The 20,183-nt window shown below is 51.6% G+C and carries 21 protein-coding genes, 1 tRNA gene and 1 other RNA gene; 11 read left to right on the forward strand and 12 right to left on the reverse strand.

Annotated features, from left to right (window positions below):
* Positions 1 to 15: 15 nt before the first annotated feature.
* Complete coding sequence (gene sucD / locus AAGJ81_12460; GenBank protein MEM0966956.1) at positions 16 to 900, forward strand: succinate--CoA ligase subunit alpha; 885 nt, start codon at positions 16 to 18, stop codon at positions 898 to 900.
* 36 nt (positions 901 to 936) lie between these two features.
* Positions 937 to 1,329 (forward strand): hypothetical protein, encoded by a 393-nt coding sequence (locus AAGJ81_12465; protein MEM0966957.1) that lies wholly within the window; start codon positions 937 to 939, stop codon positions 1,327 to 1,329.
* A 79-nt stretch (positions 1,330 to 1,408) separates the two neighbouring features.
* Here AAGJ81_12465 and AAGJ81_12470 read toward each other — a convergent pair whose 3' ends face one another.
* Positions 1,409 to 1,531, reverse strand: coding sequence for a hypothetical protein (locus AAGJ81_12470; protein MEM0966958.1), 123 nt, complete (start codon positions 1,529 to 1,531; stop codon positions 1,409 to 1,411).
* Between the two features lie 52 nt (positions 1,532 to 1,583).
* Here AAGJ81_12470 and AAGJ81_12475 point away from each other — a divergent pair, with 52 nt between their 5' ends.
* A complete protein-coding gene (locus AAGJ81_12475; protein MEM0966959.1) occupies positions 1,584 to 1,976 on the forward strand; it encodes an Hpt domain-containing protein in 393 nt (130 codons plus the stop codon).
* 20 nt (positions 1,977 to 1,996) lie between these two features.
* On the opposite strand, the gene AAGJ81_12480 is transcribed toward AAGJ81_12475, so the two are convergent.
* Positions 1,997 to 3,475: a hypothetical protein gene (locus tag AAGJ81_12480; protein MEM0966960.1), complete on the reverse strand. Its 1,479-nt coding sequence runs from the start codon at positions 3,473 to 3,475 to the stop codon at positions 1,997 to 1,999.
* A gap of 263 nt (positions 3,476 to 3,738) precedes the next feature.
* On the opposite strand from AAGJ81_12480, the gene ffs reads away from it, so the two are divergent.
* Both ffs and rny read left to right on the forward strand, forming a co-directional pair.
* Positions 3,739 to 3,837: signal recognition particle sRNA small type (gene ffs / locus AAGJ81_12485), an RNA gene on the forward strand.
* Positions 3,838 to 3,924: 87 nt separating this feature from the next.
* Entirely contained in the window at positions 3,925 to 5,274 is a 1,350-nt protein-coding gene (rny, locus tag AAGJ81_12490) for a ribonuclease Y (GenBank protein MEM0966961.1), read from the forward strand.
* A 57-nt stretch (positions 5,275 to 5,331) separates the two neighbouring features.
* Here the strand turns inward: rny and AAGJ81_12495 are convergent, their stop codons facing one another.
* Positions 5,332 to 5,712 carry a clan AA aspartic protease gene (locus AAGJ81_12495; protein MEM0966962.1) on the reverse strand — a complete coding sequence of 127 codons (381 nt, stop codon included), beginning with the start codon at positions 5,710 to 5,712 and terminating at the stop codon, positions 5,332 to 5,334.
* Positions 5,713 to 5,752: 40 nt separating this feature from the next.
* A complete protein-coding gene (locus tag AAGJ81_12500; GenBank protein ID MEM0966963.1) occupies positions 5,753 to 6,364 on the reverse strand; it encodes a Maf family protein in 612 nt (203 codons plus the stop codon).
* Positions 6,365 to 6,476: 112 nt separating this feature from the next.
* Here AAGJ81_12500 and AAGJ81_12505 point away from each other — a divergent pair, with 112 nt between their 5' ends.
* Together AAGJ81_12505 and AAGJ81_12510 are read left to right on the forward strand one after the other, a co-directional pair.
* Complete coding sequence (locus AAGJ81_12505; GenBank protein MEM0966964.1) at positions 6,477 to 8,102, forward strand: NAD+ synthase; 1,626 nt, start codon at positions 6,477 to 6,479, stop codon at positions 8,100 to 8,102.
* On the forward strand, positions 8,099 to 8,545 hold the full coding sequence (locus tag AAGJ81_12510; protein MEM0966965.1) for a SufE family protein: 447 nt from the start codon (positions 8,099 to 8,101) through the stop codon (positions 8,543 to 8,545). The genes AAGJ81_12505 and AAGJ81_12510 overlap by 4 nt, the downstream gene beginning before the upstream one ends.
* 161 nt (positions 8,546 to 8,706) lie before the next feature.
* Here AAGJ81_12510 and AAGJ81_12515 read toward each other — a convergent pair whose 3' ends face one another.
* The 4 genes from AAGJ81_12515 to frr form a co-directional block, all read right to left on the reverse strand.
* The gene (locus AAGJ81_12515; protein ID MEM0966966.1) at positions 8,707 to 10,872 is read right to left on the reverse strand and encodes an ATP-dependent RecD-like DNA helicase; all 2,166 of its coding nucleotides are present in this window, start codon (positions 10,870 to 10,872) and stop codon (positions 8,707 to 8,709) included.
* Positions 10,873 to 11,005: 133 nt separating this feature from the next.
* Entirely contained in the window at positions 11,006 to 11,671 is a 666-nt protein-coding gene (locus AAGJ81_12520) for an HAD family hydrolase (GenBank protein MEM0966967.1), read from the reverse strand.
* Positions 11,672 to 11,680: 9 nt separating this feature from the next.
* Positions 11,681 to 12,805: a glutamate 5-kinase gene (gene proB / locus AAGJ81_12525; protein ID MEM0966968.1), complete on the reverse strand. Its 1,125-nt coding sequence runs from the start codon at positions 12,803 to 12,805 to the stop codon at positions 11,681 to 11,683.
* Positions 12,806 to 12,827: 22 nt separating this feature from the next.
* On the reverse strand, positions 12,828 to 13,394 hold the full coding sequence (gene frr, locus AAGJ81_12530) for a ribosome recycling factor (protein MEM0966969.1): 567 nt from the start codon (positions 13,392 to 13,394) through the stop codon (positions 12,828 to 12,830).
* Positions 13,395 to 13,478: 84 nt separating this feature from the next.
* Between frr and AAGJ81_12535 the strand changes: the two genes are divergently transcribed.
* Both AAGJ81_12535 and AAGJ81_12540 read left to right on the forward strand, forming a co-directional pair.
* A complete protein-coding gene (locus AAGJ81_12535) occupies positions 13,479 to 13,859 on the forward strand; it encodes an RNA-binding S4 domain-containing protein (protein ID MEM0966970.1) in 381 nt (126 codons plus the stop codon).
* A 120-nt stretch (positions 13,860 to 13,979) separates the two neighbouring features.
* Positions 13,980 to 14,066, forward strand: a tRNA-Leu gene (locus tag AAGJ81_12540).
* Positions 14,067 to 14,340: 274 nt separating this feature from the next.
* Here the strand turns inward: AAGJ81_12540 and AAGJ81_12545 are convergent.
* The 4 genes from AAGJ81_12545 to AAGJ81_12560 form a co-directional block, all read right to left on the reverse strand.
* Entirely contained in the window at positions 14,341 to 14,712 is a 372-nt protein-coding gene (locus tag AAGJ81_12545) for a hypothetical protein (GenBank protein MEM0966971.1), read from the reverse strand.
* A 69-nt stretch (positions 14,713 to 14,781) separates the two neighbouring features.
* Positions 14,782 to 15,261 (reverse strand): DUF2199 domain-containing protein, encoded by a 480-nt coding sequence (locus AAGJ81_12550; protein ID MEM0966972.1) that lies wholly within the window; start codon positions 15,259 to 15,261, stop codon positions 14,782 to 14,784.
* A 524-nt stretch (positions 15,262 to 15,785) separates the two neighbouring features.
* Positions 15,786 to 17,597 carry a SulP family inorganic anion transporter gene (locus tag AAGJ81_12555; protein MEM0966973.1) on the reverse strand — a complete coding sequence of 604 codons (1,812 nt, stop codon included), beginning with the start codon at positions 17,595 to 17,597 and terminating at the stop codon, positions 15,786 to 15,788.
* A gap of 137 nt (positions 17,598 to 17,734) precedes the next feature.
* Positions 17,735 to 18,172 (reverse strand): transcriptional repressor, encoded by a 438-nt coding sequence (locus AAGJ81_12560; GenBank protein ID MEM0966974.1) that lies wholly within the window; start codon positions 18,170 to 18,172, stop codon positions 17,735 to 17,737.
* 97 nt (positions 18,173 to 18,269) lie between these two features.
* Here AAGJ81_12560 and AAGJ81_12565 point away from each other — a divergent pair, with 97 nt between their 5' ends.
* Together AAGJ81_12565 and AAGJ81_12570 are read left to right on the forward strand one after the other, a co-directional pair.
* Positions 18,270 to 18,965: a type II secretion system protein gene (locus tag AAGJ81_12565; GenBank protein ID MEM0966975.1), complete on the forward strand. Its 696-nt coding sequence runs from the start codon at positions 18,270 to 18,272 to the stop codon at positions 18,963 to 18,965.
* A 6-nt stretch (positions 18,966 to 18,971) separates the two neighbouring features.
* Positions 18,972 to 20,153 (forward strand): hypothetical protein, encoded by a 1,182-nt coding sequence (locus AAGJ81_12570; GenBank protein MEM0966976.1) that lies wholly within the window; start codon positions 18,972 to 18,974, stop codon positions 20,151 to 20,153.
* Positions 20,154 to 20,183: the final 30 nt, after the last annotated feature.

The following is a 20,183-nucleotide window of genomic DNA, read 5'->3' on the forward strand; positions in this document are numbered from 1 at the left end:
GAAGATCGAATCGTCATGAGTATTCTCGTAAACAAAGACACCCGCGTAGTCGTCCAGGGAATTACAGGAAAGGCAGGCGCCTTTCATGCCGGACAATGCCTTGAGTATGGCACTAACATCGTAGCCGGGGTCACGCCTGGAAAAGGTGGGTTGAAATTCGAAGAAAAAGTCCCCGTTTTTAACACGCTTTCAGAAGCCGTTGAAGAAACCAGAGCAAACTGTTCGGTGATCTTTGTTCCACCTTCTTTTGCCGCAGATTCGATCCTTGAGGCGATCGACGCAGAGATCGAATTAGTCATCTGCATAACCGAAGGCATACCCGTTCGGGACATGGCCGAAGTGCGCCGACGACTTTATTTCCATAACACCAAGACCCGCCTGATCGGACCCAACTGCCCGGGAATCATTACACCAGGAGAATGCAAAATTGGAATCATGCCTGGATACATTCACAAGCCAGGCCGGGTAGGAGTCGTTTCGCGATCAGGAACCCTCACTTACGAGGCCGTATGGCAGCTCACCCAGCGGGGAGTCGGACAATCGACCTGCATTGGAATTGGTGGAGATCCGATTAATGGTACCAGTCACACCGATGCTCTCCGCCTCTTCAACGAAGATCCTGAGACGGACGCCGTGATCATGATTGGAGAAATCGGTGGAACAGCCGAAGAAGAAGCGGCCACGTTCGTAAAGCAGCATATGAACAAGCCCGTGGCCGCATTTATAGCAGGTGCGACCGCCCCTCCTGGAAGAAGAATGGGGCACGCAGGAGCGATCGTGTCTGGAGGTGAAGGAACCGCTGAAAGTAAAATTCATGCGCTGAAAGACGCGGGAATAGAAGTCGCGCCTACCCCTTCCGATATGGCCGATGCTCTCCTAAACGTCTACGCCCCTTCGTAAGAGCCGAAAAGGCGGATCCTCAGAGAACAGAGTATTTTGGATGGCGACCTTTACAGCAATTGGCTACCCAACCACTTGTATTACCTCGTTCATTTAGTTGGATGGATGGGACCCGTTCTCCTCCTCCAATGGTTGGTTGGTTGGAAAATCCTGAAAGCGAACAAACGATCGATACTTTGGCCCGTTTTCATCATTGGCACCTACCTCATTGCTACCGACGTCGTTGCCGTTAGCCTCGGGATCTGGTTTTTCGATCCGGAATTGATTCTCTCCGGCGCAGTAGATCAAGAAAGCTCGCCGTTTCTGTTTTTCTTGTTCCAACCTTTCGGAGTTCCTCTGGAGGAGTGGCTGTTTTTCTACCTTACAGCCGCGCTTTGTGCGCAGAGCTTTATCCTATTTCTACCAGAGAGATTTCGCCAAGGAATCTAGAGGACTAGAGTAGAGAAAACTGCGGAAATAATCCTGTCGTTGTTTCAACGACTAGAAACAAAAAGTCGAGAACGAGCGTTCAATCATCGCCAAAAGTGCGGTTCCACAAAAACTCTCCTAATAAAAGAGTCGCACCCGTGCCGATCGCGCCAAGTGCCATCAAAGGACCGAGCCAGCCGTTCACCACCATTGTCCATTCCATAGGCCGAAAATCCAGCTTGTCGGAGAGTTCCGCAAGACTTAATTTCCCCTCGATGCCTATCTCTGCCGAGCTATTTTCCCCCAGGATACTTCGAACTTTCGCCGAGGAGATCTGTGCGGACGATGCCGACATTTTTGTCGAGCTTTTGAGTGACTGTCAAAATGACCTTCGCGCTCAGTGTGAAGTTCTCCTCGAGGCCCGGGAAGCCGAAAATTGGCGCGACTTCAATCGCGCTGCCCACTCAATAAAATCAGCTGCTAGAACCTTCGGTAGCCCGTTATTGAAGGAATTGGCCTTCACTCTTGAAGCCCACTCTGAAGGAGAGATGAGCGAGAACGATCTACAGGTATTGGACCGCCACACCGAAAGGCTTCAACGTGCTTCTCAAGAATTTAAAGATGCTTTGGAACGGATCGCAGCTGATGCAGATACGTTTTTGGCCTAGAGAGTTTTTCGGGAGACTCCTCACAGAGAGGTATTGTCGAAGCGCAGCTTGATCAAAAACTCGCTTTCGCCTTCCGCACCGGACTGGAAAGCCAACTCACCATCTAGCTTTCCGACCAGCTCTCTGGCTAAGGTCAGGCCAAACAGGTCCGAGTCTCTTCCCTTTCGGACGAAGTCCAAGCGCCGGCTTAACGATGGATCAACGATCTGCGATCCGAGAGTCTCAACAACAGCGGGGAGATCAGATCCAGTCGTCTCCTGATCCGGACGTTTGAAACCGATCTTCACAGTCAAAAGCGTAGCGAGACTCTGAGTCTCTCCCTCTCCTGCAAACAGGTACCAATCATCAGACTGAGCCGGGCTTTCCAAGGCTTCAAAACGATAGTCCACTTTAACGCCTTCGCCATCTGCCGCTCGGAAAGCGGAGGTGAGTAACTGAGTGAGGATCTTCTCAAAGATACGTCGGTCACCGGACAAAAGTGGTTCGATCGGAGGCGGCTCCTCCGGGAATAGACGCAGCCGCACCCCATTGTCACCGGATAGACGGTTCGCTGCCACGGCCAACGAAGCAATCACTTCATACCCACGAAACTGATCCTGTTTCAGGTGCAGATGCCCATCAGTGACCTGAAGCATCCAATCGATCTCTTCAATATGCCGAATCGTTTTGCGCAACTTATTTCGCGCACTTTGCAAAGATGCATCCTTTTCTTCGATGCCGTTGTCTTCGCTGACCGAATTCACCTTCTGTAGCAATTCATCGACCTCCCGCAACGGTCCCAACATCTGGTCCGCGGACAATTCTACAGATGCCGGATCCACTTCCCGAAAGTCGAGATGGCCACCTCGGGTAAGAGAGGTCGACTCCCTTGGGCTTGAACCACGACTAAGCCATGATGAACGTTGCTCCTCCAAACCCGTGATCCTAAGCGCGTTTATTCGCGGAACCCGGTTCATAACCGCAAAATTGATCTGGGCAGTTCCCGTAGCCCCATTCGGTAACCGGCACTCGACCGTCATCACCTGGCCTGATTCTGTTTTGGAGACTTGTTTTTCTAAGGATCGATATTCTACGCCAAGAATAGAGTTCAGCGGTTCTGACTGACCTTCTCCGAAAGAACCAAAGAGTCTTCGAGCGGCACGGTTTCGGTAAAACACCACCATGTTTTCATCCATAACAAGCACGGGCTGCTTCTCACTCGAAAAGAGTTTTTCAGCTTCATCCAAAAACTGCTTTCGGGGAGGTTCAGCAGCGACTCCCTCCTTAGAGGGTCTGACAGGATTCCGAGGTTCAAACTCTTCCAACACCTCGGCTGCGCCACTATCTAGCCCCGTCGAACTCGACTCCACCGCACGACCCGTTCGCGGAGCTGTAGAGTCGCTCGTAGAAGGCTCACTTCTGCGCTCACCTTGATTCAAATACGCGGCCAAAAGAAAATAAAACACCACTGCGTACAAAGCTGCGAAGATGAAGAACGGAGGGCTATTGATCCAATCCATTAGAATGATGTAAGGGAGGTGGGAGCACGCTGACGAGACGAATCGACAAACCCGTAGTTACTGGCCGAGGTTTGAACCACCAGGAAAAGAACGGTGTGAAAAGCAGGCCGTAGGAGACGAGGGTTTTATGGAGCTCAAGACTCGAAACTTAGGAAACTTGAAAACTGGGAGTGCTCCCTCCCTAATTTTATCGGACTCAACGTAAGAGTACACCTTTATAAATCTGGTTGCACCCGGCGGTCTTGCCTGTCTTGCTTTGAGTTGGCCGGGTCCTATGCAACGCAGGACCAGTGAACCCCGCCAGGCCCGGAAGGGAGCAACGGTAGCTGACGTCCGCGTGTGCCGTAGGGTGCCTGGCCTTTTTTATTTGCTATCGCGGAGATTTTTGACCTACCGTTTGAATTTCCGGAAATTGGAAGGCGACACCCCACCCTCTTCCTGCTCTGGCTATGGAAAGTATTTGGATTCAAGTGGGGTTGGCTTTGATGGCCGCAGCAGTGGCTGCCGTCATAGTAGTCTTCGCACTCAAGCACTTTGTGTTCCGGGCGAATGGTACTCCGAAGAGTCCCTTTAACGGAGCCTCGGAAGAAGTTCGTCGACGAATAGAGCGTGTCCGCTCCATCCAACAGGAAGCGGAAACCTACCGGACAAATCTCGAGCAGCGTCTTCTCGAAGTTTCAGAAATGACACCCGAGCGCGCAAAAGAGGCCTATCTGGAGCAAATGAAAGAGGAGTCCTCCGACTACCTGGAAGAACTTCGACATGAATTGCTCGACGTACCGGAAGCACAACTGGAATCCCGAGCGAGAGCTGCGATGCTCGCCGTCATGCAGCGAATTAGCTCGCGCCCGATGACGGAAGAAACCTCCACGCTTGTCTCGTTGCCGAACGACGAAATGAAAGGCCGTCTCATCGGCCGGGAGGGAAGAAATATACGGAGCTTTGAATCGGTAACCGGTGTATCACTCCTCATCGACGAAACCCCCGATACCGTTCTACTTTCCGGTTTTGATCCGGTTCGAAGAGAAATCGCCAAGGTGACCTTGGAAGCACTGATCAAAGACGGCCGCATCCACCCTGCGAGTATTGAAGAGAAACACGCAGAGGCTATGCAGGAGATGGACATGGCCGTGATCACGCTTGGCGAGGAAGCTCTACGGAAACTGAGGCTATCCTCCATTCACCCGGAAGTCGTTTCGCTTCTCGGGAAGCTTCATTTTCGCCATTCTTACAGTCAGAACACGCTCGATCACAGTATAGAGGTCTCGTTCCTCTGTTCCCTACTCGCTTCAGAAATTGGTTTCGATCCGGTTTTGGCAAAGAGGGCTGGCCTTTTTCACGATCTTGGAAAAGCGATCAGTCATGAATTTGAAGGGAGCCATGCTTCTGCGGCGGCAAAGATTCTCCGCCACCATGGGGAACCTCCAGAAGTGGTCAATGCGGTTGCTGCCAGCCATGAAGAAGTGCCTGCCGAGAGCCCCTACGCCGGCTTGGTCATGTTGGCAGACAGTATATCGGCGAGCCGCCCCGGGGCCCGTGCTGACTCTACCGACGGATACATCCAAAGAGTGCGCTCTCTTGAGAACCTGGCCAGTGGCTTCGAGGGCGTAAAGGATTGCTACGCCTTGCAGGCGGGAAGAGAAATTCGGGTAATCGTAGATCCAACCGAAGTCGTGGATGACGAAGCGAAACGGCTTTCCCTAAAAATACGAAACCGGATCGAAAGTGAACTGCAGTATCCTAGCACCATCAAAGTCACTGTAATCAGGGAGTCTCGGTTTTCCGAGACGGCGAGATAGACGAGCTAAGGGACAAATCTCCGTTTTCCTATCAGGGTTCCCCCTCTTGGGATAAGGTTATTTCACAGTCGAACAGGCAACATTCGGACTCGAGGGGTTCACTTCAACACTGCGGTCCTTGGGAACTACAACCAAGTCCATATCCTCCATCGGGATTGCGCCAAGTAAGACCTCATCGCCCATCACTAGAGCGCCGGTAATACCGACGCGGTTTTTAAATCTGATCTCAATGGGGCCCTTGTAAGGAACGATTCGCCTGGACCCGTCGGCAACCGTCACCTCCTTCCTATCATACTCTTCAAGCTTGAGCTGAATTGCAACGTGTTCCGGCAAGACCAAATGGACTGCACCGGTGTCGGCAAGTGCCTCCACTTCAACTGGTTCCATTTCCGGATAACGAGGGTTTCTTAAAGTGACCATACCATGCGCCAAGCCCATTTGCATACAATAGATCCTGAAACTTTTCCTTCAAGAAAGATTATCCCGGCATCGCACCACCTTGCTCTTCGCTCCACCCTCCCCGCGTCAACCGTTCCACAAGCTCTTCCACCGGAAGGCCGATTACGTTCGATCTGGATCCTTCAATCGACTCGACAATCCGTTCCCCCCGGTCCTGAAGTGCGTAGGAGCCCGCCTTGTCCAGAACCGGGACGACTTTCAAATACGCGCGAATCTCAGAATCCGAAAGCTGACGAAATCGCACCTTGGTCGTCCCAACGAAAGTCTCCCCGGTCCCTGTTCCACTTACTAACTTTACCCCGGTAAGCACACGATGCTCCTTTCCAGCGAGTGCCGTTAACATCTGGAAAGCCTCCGTGATGTCTTTCGGTTTTCCCAACACTTCGTCACCTAGAGCCACAACAGTATCAGCACCCACAACGACCCGCCCGGGAAAACGGTTCGAGACCTCCGTTGCTTTTAAATTGGCGTTCTCCCGCACAATTGATTCTGGATCGCCAAATCGATCCTCCACCTCCGCAACCCGCGCTGGCTCGACCTCAAATGGAATTCCGGCCTCGAGCAATAGATCACTTCTCCGAGGTGAAGCTGAGGCAAGTATTAGACGGAAGTCCAGTGGCCAACTAGTCACAAACGAAATGGATAGTTCCCCCCTCGGCTCAAAGCAACTCTCAGTCGAGGCTTGTCGCTAAGGCCTTTAGTTGAGACTTTCCGAAAGCTGACTATGAGTTTCGGCCGCCTTGATGAAAATCGGAATTGCACAAATAAATACTACCGTTGGATCGCTCGCAGCAAACCGAACAAAGATTCTCGACGCCTACCAGAAGCTGGTAGCAAAAGGTGCTGAGCTGGTAGTGACACCCGAACTAGCAGTTTCAGGTTATCCTCCTCGCGATCTCTTACTTCGAAAACGTTTCCTTGAAGACTGCGCCAACATCGTCGATTCCTTAGCGAAGGAAGCAGGCCCAACCCCATTGGTAGTGGGTTTCCCCCAGATCAATCATGGTTGCGGGCGGCCCTCCTTCAACTCCGCGGCCTGGTGCGCCAATGGCGAGATAGAAAGGATTTTCCGAAAGAGTCTTCTTCCGACGTACGATGTTTTCGACGAAGACCGCTACTTTGAACCGGCAGAACCTTCGGTGCCTATCCTTTTTCAGGATCGACGAATAATCGTATCAATCTGCGAAGACCTTTGGTTTGGACACGACGGTCAGCGCTACTCGAGGCGAACGGATCCCGTCGAGTTCTTTGCAAAGGAGAAACCAAATGTCATCCTTAACCTCTCGGCCAGTCCCTGGCACTTTGGAAAACGCGAGCTACGTTCGAACATCCTCCAAGACGCCGCGATCCGATGCGAGGCACCCATAGTCTACTGCAACAGCATCGGAGGGAACGATGAACTCATTTTTGATGGTCATAGTCTGTTAGCGACCAAAGAAGGGAAAGTGAACTCGATCGCACCCTCCTTTGTTGAAGAAAATGTAGTGGTCGATACGGACACTGCGACAGAGGCCTTCGCGCCCTTGCCGGAGATGGAAGAGGTCCGTCAAGCCCTGGTCCTAGGGCTTCGCGATTATACGGAGAAAACTGGTTTTCGTAAGGCTGTCATCGGTTTAAGTGGAGGGATCGACTCCGCAGTCACCGCAGCCCTCGCTGTCGACGCCCTGGGCGCTGAGAATGTCAGAGGTATTGCTCTGCCGTCCGTCATCTCCAGTCCGCATAGTGTCACAGACGCTGAGAGTCTTGCGAAAAACCTTGGTATCAGGTTCGAAATCATTTCGATCGGTGGGCTTGTCGAAAAGGCGGAAAACGCGTTGCATCCTCTCTTTTCCGGGTCTCAGGAGAACGTTGCAGAGGAGAATATCCAGGCCCGTTCCCGAGGGCTATTGCTCATGGCTGTGAGCAATAAGTTTAACGAAATACTCCTTACCACGGGGAATAAAAGTGAAATGGCGGTTGGCTACTGCACCCTTTACGGCGACATGGCTGGTGGGCTCGCCGTTCTCTCGGATGTGCCCAAGACTGTCGTCTACCGCCTCGCCGAGCACCTGAACAGGGATCGAGAGCGGATTCCGGAGAACACGATCACGAAGGCCCCTTCTGCTGAGCTTCGCCCGGACCAAAAGGATGAGGACAGTCTTCCTCCGTATCCTGTTCTTGACCGCATTCTTGAACTCTACGTGGAGCAAGGCCACTCCAGAGCCGAGATTGTTGCGTCCGGGTTCGAAGAACAGCTGGTTGCAGAAGTTCTGGGGAAGGTAGACCGGAACGAGTACAAAAGAAAGCAAGCCGCTCCAGGGCTCAAAATCACTCCTTTGGCCTTCGGCGTTGGACGCCGCATTCCGATTGTGCAAAAATACGTATCATGAAATCCATTGAGGAAAAAAAATCCGAACTTCTGGAAACTCTGGATCTAATCGGGGACGAACACGAAAGACTAAGCTTCATCGTAGATCTCGGAAAAGGCGCAGAAAGTTTGGCTTCAGAGTATCGACAGGAGACCTTTCGCGTCGAAGGATGCACGTCAAACCTCTGGCTTTTCCCCTCCTTTGAAGCGGGGAAATGTCACTACTCTGTCGACTCAGACTCCTCCATTACCAAAGGAATCGCGACTATGCTCGCAAACCTGTATGATGGTCACTCCCCGCAGGAGATACTGAAGAATCCGCCGGACTTTCTCGTCGATGCGGGTATTCCCCAGTTGCTTTCACCGAATCGGAGAAACGGTTTGTCTAACCTTTCAGGCAAGATCGTAGACTACGCTACTCTTTACCGCGAAAAGTATCCCGAGGAGAGCTCAAGAGCACTGTAGCAGTCCTAGGATTGTTTCGATAGCGATACCGATTTCGATTTCGATTTTTGCGATCATGCTTTGTGTGTGGAGCGGTTTAATTTGGCGCAATGGGAAAAGAGGCTGAGCAAGGCTCTGCAAGGCTAATCGAAACAGGAATCCCGGGGGCTTCGATAAGATTCCTACCCTGCCTCCCGGACCTTTCTGACCAAATCCGTCAATCGTGTTTGATCCGAAAGTTGTCGAACCGCCATAGAATAGGCTGCTGGATCCCCTACAAAGTAAACCGCCTTTTTGCCTCTGGTAAGTGCCGTGTAGACTAAATTTCTCCTCAACAAGAGATAGTGCTGCTTCATCAGTGGCAGGATTACGATTGGATACTCACTGCCCTGACTCTTATGAACTGTGATCGCATAGGCTAATGACAGGTCGTTCACCTGCCCTCGCCCTATCCGAGTCCGCAAACCAGAAAAATTCACCTCTATCTCTCCATCGGGTAGGTCTGTCCGGGTAACCAAACCGAGGTCACCGTTGTAGATTCCCAAATCGTAGTTATTGCGGGTTTGGATGACCTTATCCCCTAAAGCAAAGGGAGTATTCCCCCCACGAACGTTTCTGGAAAGCAAACGCTCTTTTAAACGCTCGTTCAGATTTCCAACTCCGACAACCCCTTTGTGGAGAGGCACAATGACCTGAATGTCACTAACAGGATCAGTTCCCGGGATCGCTTTTGGCAAGTAATCCACCAAGCGCAAAGTCTTATCCACGCAATCATCGGGGTCTTCCGCGAGAATCCACTGGACATCACCAGGAGGCCGGGGCTTGGAAGGAGCCTCTTCACTTTTGTAAGGAAAACGAGGATTCCCCCCGAGGACCTGGTAAGCAAGATCAACAATTCTGCTCGCTCCTTCCTGCCGAAACACCTGACTAAGGCGAACAACTGAAAATCTCTCCGACTCGATCAAATTCCGCAAGACGTCTCCGGGACCTACGGATGGCAATTGATCAGCATCTCCCACTAAGAGCAAAGTCGCCCCCGGAGCGACCGCACTAATCAGCGATGCCGCCAATCGCACATCGAGCATACTCGCCTCGTCCACAATTACATACTCATAAGGAAGGCGTTTCTTCTCATGATGCACAAAGCCACCCGTTGCCGGATCGTATTCGAGCATCCGATGTACCGTCTTCGCGGACAATCCAGTCGCCTCACTCATTCGCTGCGCAGCCCGGCCTGTTGGAGAAGCAAGACCCACCCGAATATTCTTCGCCGAGAGAATCGCCACGAGAGAGCGCAGGATCGTCGTTTTACCTGTACCGGGTCCTCCGGTTAGAATCGCCACCCGATTCGCCAGACTCGCTTTCAATGCCTCCACTTGCTCGGGAGCAAACGCAAATCCAGAGCGGGCAGCAGCCCAATCGACCGCCTTCTCTATTTGAATAGCAGGAAGCGAAGATTTCGCCCAAAGAAGCTCAAAAAGAGCTGTCGCAAGTCGCTTTTCAGCAATCGCCAGATCATTCCGTTGAATCAACGTGTCGGACTCGATTGATGAGAGCTGCTCCTCCGCGATCAAACGGACGAGTATGGGCTCTACTGACTCACCCGGCAATCCGAGCACTGTTGAAGCCCGCGCGATCAAGTCACCCCGAGCCAAAACAGTATGCCCCTCATCTGCTGCCTCCTGAAGTGAATAGGAGAGCGCCGCCGAAATCCGATCCGGACCATCACTGGGAAGACCTAGGTTTACTGCAATCTGGTCTGCCGTGCGAAACCCGATCCCCTCAATTTCATCTGCGAGACGGTAAGGATTGGCTCGTAGGATCTTCTCCGTGCTCTCGCCGTAACGTTTAACAAGACGTAAGCATTTTGCAGCAGACACGCCGTAAGTCTGCAGAAAGATCATCACTGATCGAAACGCACGGTGCTCCTCCCAACCCTCTTTGATTTTCCGCGCCCGCTCTTTTCCAATCCCGGGAACCTCTCGAAGCCGAGCCGATTTCACCGATATTACCCGAAGCGTATCCTCTCCAAAGTAATCAACGATTTTGGAAGCGTAGGTCTTTCCAATTCCAGGGATCAGGCCGCTTCCAAGATACTTGCGAATACCGTGGATTGTCGCAGGAAGATGGGACTCAAAGTGAGAGATCCTAAACTGCTTACCATGCCGGGGATGGCTCACCCACTCTCCTGTAACCTTTAGGGACTCTCCGCACTGCACTCCCGGCATGACTCCGGTGATCGTGACTTTACCTTTTTCTCCATCCGGGGAGAACTCCGCCACGAGATACTGCTTCTCTTCGTTGGAGAAAACAATTCTCTCGAGAGTTCCCTTTAGCTGATCAGGCATATCGAAAAACCAGGAAACGCCGAATTCTGGACCCAAAAAATCCGAAACAGACAATCATTCAGAATTATGGGTCGGGGTTCACCTACGCTCAACTCTCGGAACTCTACACTACTCCTTCAGGATTCGCCAACCTTCAGGAAAGACCGAACAACGTCTCCCCTAGTTTCGCCATATCACCGAAAACCCAATCTGCCTCGGTTTCCTCCAATTCTTTTTCCGAGTGACTTCCCGTAGCTACAGCGGCAACGCGCAAGCTTCGAACTTTTCCCGCCTTTACGTCAAACGGGGAATCGCCAATCATCAACGCTTCGGATGGTTTCGCCTCGACCTTTGCCAGAACCCAATTGGTAAACTCAACTTGTGGCTTTCGGTAGGGTGTATCTCCCGCACCTGCGATTAGATCAAAGAATTTAGAGAGCTTGAGATGGGTGAGTACTTTCCTCGCATGATCTCCTCTTTTGTTCGTAAACACAGCAAGATGAAATCCACGATCTGACAATCCCTCCAGAAATTCGGGAACGCCGTCCAAAACCGTTACATGATCGAGCATGATCTCCTCAAACCTCGCGTAGAATATTTCAGTGGCTTTCCCGACAAATTCGTTGCTCGCGTCGGGGCCAATCAGCCGCCGCATTGTAACGGGAACAGATCCACCAACGGTAGCTTTGACCTTCTCAAAAGTGGCAGCCGGTAGCCCCATTTTCTCCTGAGCGAAACTGTACGCCTGGTGGATCGCCTCGAAGTGATCAATCAGGGTTCCGTCGAGGTCAAAAAAAACGTAGCGGACGTCTACGATCATCTCCCTTCCTTAGATGGACAACTCTTCCAGTAAAACCATTTCACTACGATGAATGACCTCCAACTGACGCCTCTCTGGATCCATAGCGAGAACCTCGTCTGACTTCTTTCCTGCTACCTCCTTTAATTCCGCGCTACCGTAGGCAATTACCCCGCGGGCAAAAGCTTTCCCTTCAAGGTCGCGCACATCCACCAAATCGCCAGACTGGAAGCTGCCACCGCACTCTACCACACCGGTTGCAAGGAGACTCCTCCCCTTTTCCCGAACCGCGTCAGCCGCCCCTTCATCCAGAACAATCCATCCACTGGGCTGATCGAAGAATGCCAGCCAGCGCTTCCGCGAACTCATCGTCTCTCCTGTTGGAAGAAAAAGCGTTCCTGCTACAGACCCATTCTCAATCCGACTCAACAAACGAGGATCCGTGCCACTTCCAATGATCACCCCACACCCTGATCGTGTAGCGATTCTGGCTGCATGAATCTTAGTCACCATCCCTCCTACCGCAGTCGGACTCTCCGTGCCACCTGCCATGGCCTCAATATCCGCTGTGATGGTTTTAACCTCTTTGACCAAATCTCCTGTTTCCCGATTCAGAAGACCGGGCGCGGTCGACAGAATAAAGAGCAAATCGGCTTTGATGAGTGAAGCGACTAGTGCACTGAGGACATCGTTATCTCCAAACCGAATCTCCTGCGAACTTACACAATCATTCTCGTTTACCACAGGAACTACGTTCATTGCCAGAAGCCGCTCCATTGTTTCCATAGCAGTTACATGACGCCGACGCCCGCGGAGGTCTTCCCGGGTCAACAGGATCTGCGCGACCGTGTGCCCGAATGGGTCCATAGACTCCTGCCAAGTCTGGGTGAGAATACTCTGCCCCACAGCTGCACATGACTGCAGGGTAGAAAGGTCAGTCGGCCTTTTCGCAAAACCCAACTTCTTCATTCCAAGCCCGACCGCCCCTGAACTGACAATGCAGACATCGACACCGCTTTTTCGGGTCGCATCCACCTCACGGCAGATCGCAGAAATTCGGTCCCGATTTATGCCACCCTCTTCATCGGTGAGGATACCAGTCCCTAGTTTGACTACAATCCGCCGAAAACTGCGGGAAAAAAAGTCTTCGGACATGTCTCGCTGCCGTAGCGAACTCCTAGATTTTCAGGAGTTCTTCCTCCTTGTGGCCCAGTGCCACATTGATCTTCTCTACATACTCGTCGGTAGTCTTCTGAATTTCTTTTTCCACTCTTTTCACATCGTCTTCTGGAAGAGAGTCATCCTTTTCCGTGGTCTTCAAAGACTCCATTGCGTTGCGTCTGGCCTGCCGAACGCTGATCCGACCATCTTCAGCATGCTTGTGAGCGACTTTGACCAGATCCTGACGCCGCTCCTTGCTAAGCTCCGGGATATTCAACCGAATCAGCGCACCGTCTACCACAGGATTAATTCCAAGATTAGCCTTCTGCAGAGACTTTTCCACATCTTTAATCACCGTCTTATCCCACGGCTGAATTTGAATTGTGCGTGCATCCGGAGTAGTGATCGCTGCGATATCCCGGAGAGGCATTGAAGAACCGTAGGAAGCGATCTCAATCACAGTGCTTTCTACCATAGCCGGAGAGGCTTTTCCCGTATGAAGCGAGTTGAACTCCGCCAAGGTGTGGTCAAGAGCCCTCTGCGCTTCCTCCTCCTGCTTTAACTGAATCGAATCGGTGTCCATCGTTCTGTTTTAGACAGCGGGACAGCCCACTGACGAGAGGAAACTTGGATTTTCAACGAGCTTCGACTACTCTCCCGACCGAGAATGGACCACGTGAGAGTAGACAAATGGCTTTGGGCGGTACGCCTTTACAAGACCCGCGCCGAGGCGACCGCTGCCTGCCGTAAATCAGCGGTCCAGATCAACGGAGCTACTGCAAAACCCGCATCCAGTGTTCGGGTAGACGACTGCGTCACCGCTCGCCTCAGAGAAATGACCAAGACCTACCGGGTCCTTGCCCTTATTGATCGGCGTGTAGGTGCCTCCCGACTTCCAGACCTTATCAAAGACGAAACCCCGGAGGAGGAAATCCAGAGAGCCAAAGAACGCCGCGAAAACGCGAGATTATCGCCGTATCAAGGGGCGGGAAGACCCACCAAGAAAAACCGCCGCGACCTAGAAACGTATTTCGGAAGAGGTGGGTAAACACGCTCCGGCTGAGCAATGTAGGAGAGGGTTTACCCCTCGACCAGCATAGGAAACCGAAACCCCACCTTTTCTCATCGACTCTCCAAATTTTCCAATGCTACCGTTTCCACATAGCTCGCCCGGATGGCGGAATCGGTAGACGCTGCGGACTTAAAATCCGTTTTCCGTAAGGAAGTGAGGGTTCAAGTCCCTCTCCGGGCACCAGCCTTCGCTCAAGCGACAGCGCGAGTCGAAGACTGCCACGCCGTAGCCCGGAGGGCAGAGGCGGGCTTTCCGCTTCGTGATTTACCGAGTCGCCTGAGCTACGGCTTGGCAAGCCAGCTCTTCTTTCTCGAATCGACAGCGCGGAGAAGTCTGTCATGCCCATCCTCAGATCCTTGACTTCTTAGCCTTTTGGGGGGATCGCGTCCTCGTTATCCGAATGCATAGCTATATATTGTTCTCAAGCTGATAACGTAAAAGTGAGGCGACGGCGGCGCTAGCCGACGTTGCCTCGACTGCCTTGTTTTGCCTCCATCGTTCGGCAATCGATGCCGGTGGAGTTATCAGCACCCATCTTCTGGAATGCCTTAGCTATCCTGTCCCATGTTTTCATCGTGCTGCTAGGCTTCGCCGCAATCTCCGAAGCAAAGCTTTTCCCTTCCTCAGTTAAGGCTACCTTCTTACCTTCTCTTTCGATCAAAGCCTTCGACTCAAGCCACCTAATAGAACTGGATATTTCTTTCTGAGTCGGGACTGCGTGATTTATAGCGTCTGCAACTGACTCAATCTCGCGAATCTTTACGGCTTCTTTCTGAGCAGCGGCCGATGCAGCATAAAAGATCCACGAGTATGTTTGAGCTTCAGTCATTTCTTTTGCAGAACGCTGAAGTGTCATGATGTAGGACGAGAAGCGTCCGGATTTGTGACGACTGACTGGTTATCCGTCATCTGTGTAGTGGTGAACGATCTTCCAAGCCTCCTCGAAAGTAATGCCAGAGCGCTGATCCTTTCGGATTTTGTGATCGCATTCGTTAATAAATATCCTTGGTCGTGTTCCGCCTCCAACGAACTTCACGGTGGTCTGTAAGTTGATCGTAGATACCGAGAAATAATCAATTTCAGTCGCAAACCAACCGAAAAACGGACCGATCTTACTGGAATCGTAGTTGTCTCGATAGATCTCAAAGTTTTCCTTTTTTAGTGACACCCAAACACCCCAACCGAAGTAGTCGTCGGTTCCTTGAATCGGTATCTCAACAACACCGCGGACAAAGAACTCTTCTCCTTCGATTATGCATAGATCCTCTGTTAGTGAGGATGAGTCAGAGGCTTCAGCTTCTTTGCACCAATAGTACGGCGCATCCGATCCTATGTCGGGCAACTCATCGTGCGTCTCGCTGCAAATCTCACCTTTCATAATTCTGGATAGTGCTGCGCTGAGGCGCGCAGGCATTGAACCCTAGCGAGCTTGCTCGCGGAAGGGCAATCCCGGAGTCGCCTCATGCTCCTGGTTGCGGCTTGCGGAGTGGGCCGGAAGCTGGAGCATGAGCTTGCTCAGCGTCGCATTGCGTCCATCGCCAAGCGATGGGCGCAACGTAAAGGACAGGCAACCCGCCAATAGGTTTCCCAGTAAGTGTGATTTTTAGGATTTTTCGGGATGGTTGTAGGGTTGACCTGATCCGTCTTGTTTAGGGTGCGTGGCTTGAGTGTCGATGGATTCGGGAGTAGATAGGGTGCAGAGGGGTAAATCCAAAATTCTTTTTCACCACAGAGTTCACTGAGAGCAAAGAACTCCAAGATTGCACAGTGGTGGTTTCTCTCTTCTTTCCTTTCTCAGGGTCGTCTGCATGCGGCACGGTGAGATGGATTTTGATTTTTTGCTGAACGACAAAAGAGCGGACCTAAGACAACTCAGCCCTGATGAGGAGATAATTCCTTCCCCTACTCGTCCTTTGTCGCCTTTGATGGATCCACATAGATGGTCACGTTAGCGTTGTCGTTTCCAAGAATCTCCTGCGCACGCTTAATCGCATTTGCAGTAGAAAGAGTAGGATTCGCAATCGATTCACGGAAGATGTTTTCTCTCCCAATTCGTTCGATTAATCCTGAGTCGCGAAAGACCCGGTATATTTCCTTTTTCACGCCACTTACAACGACCGTTCGTCCTTTCTCATTCATGTAGGTGATCAACTCGTCTAATGCCATGACGCTCGAAGCATCCAGTAGCCGTGCATTCTTCATCCGTAGAATCACGATGCGAAGGTTAGGATCATCACAGGTTCGTCTCATCTGGTCACGAAAAAGGTCTGATGCACCGAAAAATAGATCCCCTTCCACATGAACAATCGAGACCTCCGGCATCGAGCGTTCCGACTCCTCTTTCTTCTCTGCAAGCTGTCCTTCCTCGTTAAACTGGTACTCCACAAGTTCTGGATGGGCGGCCTGTCGCAGAAAGAGCATAATCGACAGTCCCGTTCCGACGTAGATGGCTGAATCCAATCCCAATAGTAAACCTGTCAATAGTGTCGCAATGAACACGGCAGCGTCTGAACGGGTCGCTTGAAGGACAAGGCGGATGTTTCTCGTGTTGATCAGCGAAATACCGATGCAAATAATTAGAACCGCTAGGCTCGCCTGAGGAATATATCGAACGAGGAACCCAATCGTTACCGCAGCCACCGCTACAATGATTCCACTGTATATCGAGGCGAGGGACGTCCGGGCACCGCTATTGATGTTCAGGACACTCCGGGTGAGCGATCCAGAAGCCGGCATCCCGGAAAATAGGCCACAACCTATGTTGGAAACACCCATGCTGAACATTTCCTGATTCGTATCGAGACGAGATCCCGAACGAGCAGCTAAACTCTTTCCAATCGACGTTCCTTCCAGGACGCTTAGCAAAGCGATCGCAAGGGCCCCGCTCAAGAGGGTAGATGCAAGACCGAGATCAAGAGACGGCGGGGTGAACTTCCACTCTGCAGCACTCACCGCATTCAAGAATGCCAGATCCGTTAATCCTACAGGGGCAAACAAAGTCGCGACAAAAGACATCACCAGTAAAGTGATTGCTACATTCGGCAGCTTGGGTAGTTTCCGGCTGATTCCGAAATATACCCCAAAAGTAATGATACTCAGCAGCAGCGATGGAAGGTGGGTGTCTTTTAAATGTAGGCCCGTGTAATACAAACTCATGACAAACGATTTCGCCTTTTCGTCTTCATCAAATTTAAAGCCGAGTGCGTTCTTCACTTGATTCAAGGTGATCAGAAGCGCCGCAGCGGTAATATACCCCGTCACCACGGTGCGGGAAATGAACTGAATGAACGAGGCAAGTCTTAGATAAGCCCCAATGATTAGAAATACCCCGGCCAGTATTACAAGTAGCGGAACTACCGTCAGCCTATCCTCTACTGCCGCCAGCCCGACAAATGTGCTCATTAAAAGCACTGACGTAGCATTCGTGGGCCCAAGAACTATGAAGTGCCCCCGTGAGAATATCGGCCCGAGGATCGCCGCTATTGCAGAACCAAAAATACCGTAATAGATCGGTAAACCTGCGATCAAAGCGTAAGCTATACCTTGCGGGAAAGCGAGAAGAGCCACATTTATGCCAGCCCTCAGATCCCCCGAAAACTTACTACTATTGTAGCCCTTTACCTGATGCCGGATCGGGAAAAAATCCAACTGCGAAAACCCGGAAACACCCGAGATAGGCGCTTTTGCTATCCGCCAGAAGTTGCTCCGCGACATTTTAGTAGCTAACAAGTCAATACAACGGGCGACAACCTAATTCTCCGAGAACCTCAAAAAACCATCCAGCAAAAGATCAAACTGAGAGCCGTAGATCTTCACTTTACCATAATCAATCAGACATAGTATAGGAAGCGCTATCCTGCCATCGCGCAATCACTACAGAGACCATAGACCTCCATCACGTGGGCGATTTTAGAGTAGCCCTTGGTCCGTGCTTTGCGAAGGACTTCTTGACTCACACAGACGTCTAGGCGCTCTGCTCTATGGCATTCTCTGCAGATAAGATGGTGGAAGTGTTCGTCCGGGCCTGTCAGCTCAAAAAGATGGGTCCCATTTTCAAGCGGAACTCTCTGGAGCACCCGTAGATTTTCAAATGCTTCAAGACATCGGTACACAGTCACCAAGTCAGAAGCAACTAACCTCGCTCTCTCCCGGATCTCCTCGGCACTAACCGGCCGGTCCGTCGATAGAAGAACTGTAAGCACCTGCTCACGTTTCTTGGTCATTCGCCCGCCGCTCGCCTTCAGACGTTTGACTACGGTATCGAGCAATGGACGGCAAGTTTCAGACATCTTACGTATAACACATAAATACCAATAACAGAGGCGGGACGAAAACAACTATTGAGTTGCCTCACCTTTCTTGATGCAAATGACTTGCAATAAGGGCATGCAAAGGCAACAAAAACTCTCAGGCTTTTCTCTCGTAGAGCTCTTGGTAACGATTACCGTTGTGGGTCTTTTGGCGGCGATTACGGTGCCAGCGGTCCAGGGAATAAGACTATCGGCACAGCAAGCTGAGTGCGCGTCCAATATGCGTCAAATCGGGTCTGCCCTCCTACTTTACGCGGCTTCCAATGACCACAAGCTGCCGGAGACGTCACACACTGCTGCAGCAGGCCGAACTTGGATATATACTATCGCTGACTACTTAGGGAACAGCGACGAGGTTAGGATATGTCCGGTTGATCCAAAGGGAGAGGAGCGGTTGGCTGCTGGAGGAACGAGCTACATCTTAAATAGCTTTCTTTTTGTCCCCCAATATGACCCTTTCGGGAGGCCGATTGGGGGAGCATCCAACAACATCTCCCTCATCGAAAATCCCGCGAGGACCATGATGGCTTTCGTCATTTCCGACTCTCAGGGTGTCGGCGATGCCAACGATCACACTCACTCGCAAGGTTGGACGTCTTGGTCAGCGGTCACCCGGGATATATCCCCGAATCGCTTCGCCTTGGGTAGATCCTCCAACTCAACCTCTGGAAGTTCAAATTACCTGTACGCCGATGGCCACGTCGAAAAGCACGAAGCCACAAGCCTGAAGGAACGTATTGAAAGAGGCGAGAATTTCGCTGCACCAAATTAGTGGATCATGCGTATTTCTCATCAACGGTTCTTTCATTGCAAAGTCGGTTTGGCCGCTTTGGCAACAAGTGTTGACTCACAGGTGTTGCCCGAAGGTCACACGGACATCGCCTTTTCGTTTTCGAACAACGAATGGTCGGCTGAGTTACAATTCGGTGACTTTGACAACCCCGACAGCTCCTCGGCCTTGAATGAGGCGAGTCTGACTGCTCGGGACCTTCCAGCGGGAGGGACCGGCGATTATGGGCTACCCCAATTTGGCGACCGTTTTATCAAGCCTTCCGGTATTCTCGATTTCACCGGAGTTGGGGACCGAGAACCGATATGGATCTTACCGCAATCCGATGTGGGATACACCTGGCCGGGTCTTCGCAATGACCAGACGCCCGGAACCTTTCGTTCTTTTGATCCGGTAGATTCTCGGCTCGATACGTCTGAACCGGACCAGCCGTGGATCACGATCCGACTCATAGACATGAATTATGCTGGCTCGGCTACCAATCCACAATTCTCACTTTGGCAGTTTCAGGGTGATTTTATTCCTTGGATGACAACTGCTGACGGAATCGACGGAACGGATCTCTTTTATTTGGAAGAGAACACCCATAAACACATGAACTGGGGATTCTCTGATTTAGGACTCTACCGCATCGCACTAAAGCCGTCTGCGATACTGGACGGATCGGGGGTTACCGTAGAAGGTGACGTCCAGAATGTATCTTTCGCCATTGGCACAAAGGCAACCTGGTTGGCTACTCACTACTCCGGAGACGATCTCTTTACTGACTCAGTTTCCGGAGACGATTCTGACTCTGATCAAGACGGTATCCGTCTATTGCTGGAATATGCTTTTAACTTAGATCCAGTCGTGGCTGAGGTTGGTTTTCTTGAGCCCTCTGTTGGAACCTCTGGTTTACCTGCAGTCCAACTTATCACCGCCGGAAGCTCTTCAAAGCTCGAAGTCGAATACCTTCGTAGGAAGGCCAGCACTAACCCGCAGATCAGCTACTTCGCAGAGTTCAGCGATGACCTCAGCACGGATGGTTGGATTGAGCAGACCATCGAGTCGGTAACCTCTATCGACGACGACTGGGAACGGGTCACTGTGAGCGACACCCTGGACACTTCCTCCGCCAAGAAACGTTTTGCCCGTGTTCGAGTCGAACTTCAGGACACTATCTCCTACTAGGCCAGCCAATGGCTCACACCACACCAAACA

It is taken from the genome of Verrucomicrobiota bacterium (assembly GCA_038744685.1).
In the GTDB taxonomy this organism is placed as follows: Bacteria; Verrucomicrobiota; Verrucomicrobiia; order Opitutales; family Puniceicoccaceae; genus Puniceicoccus.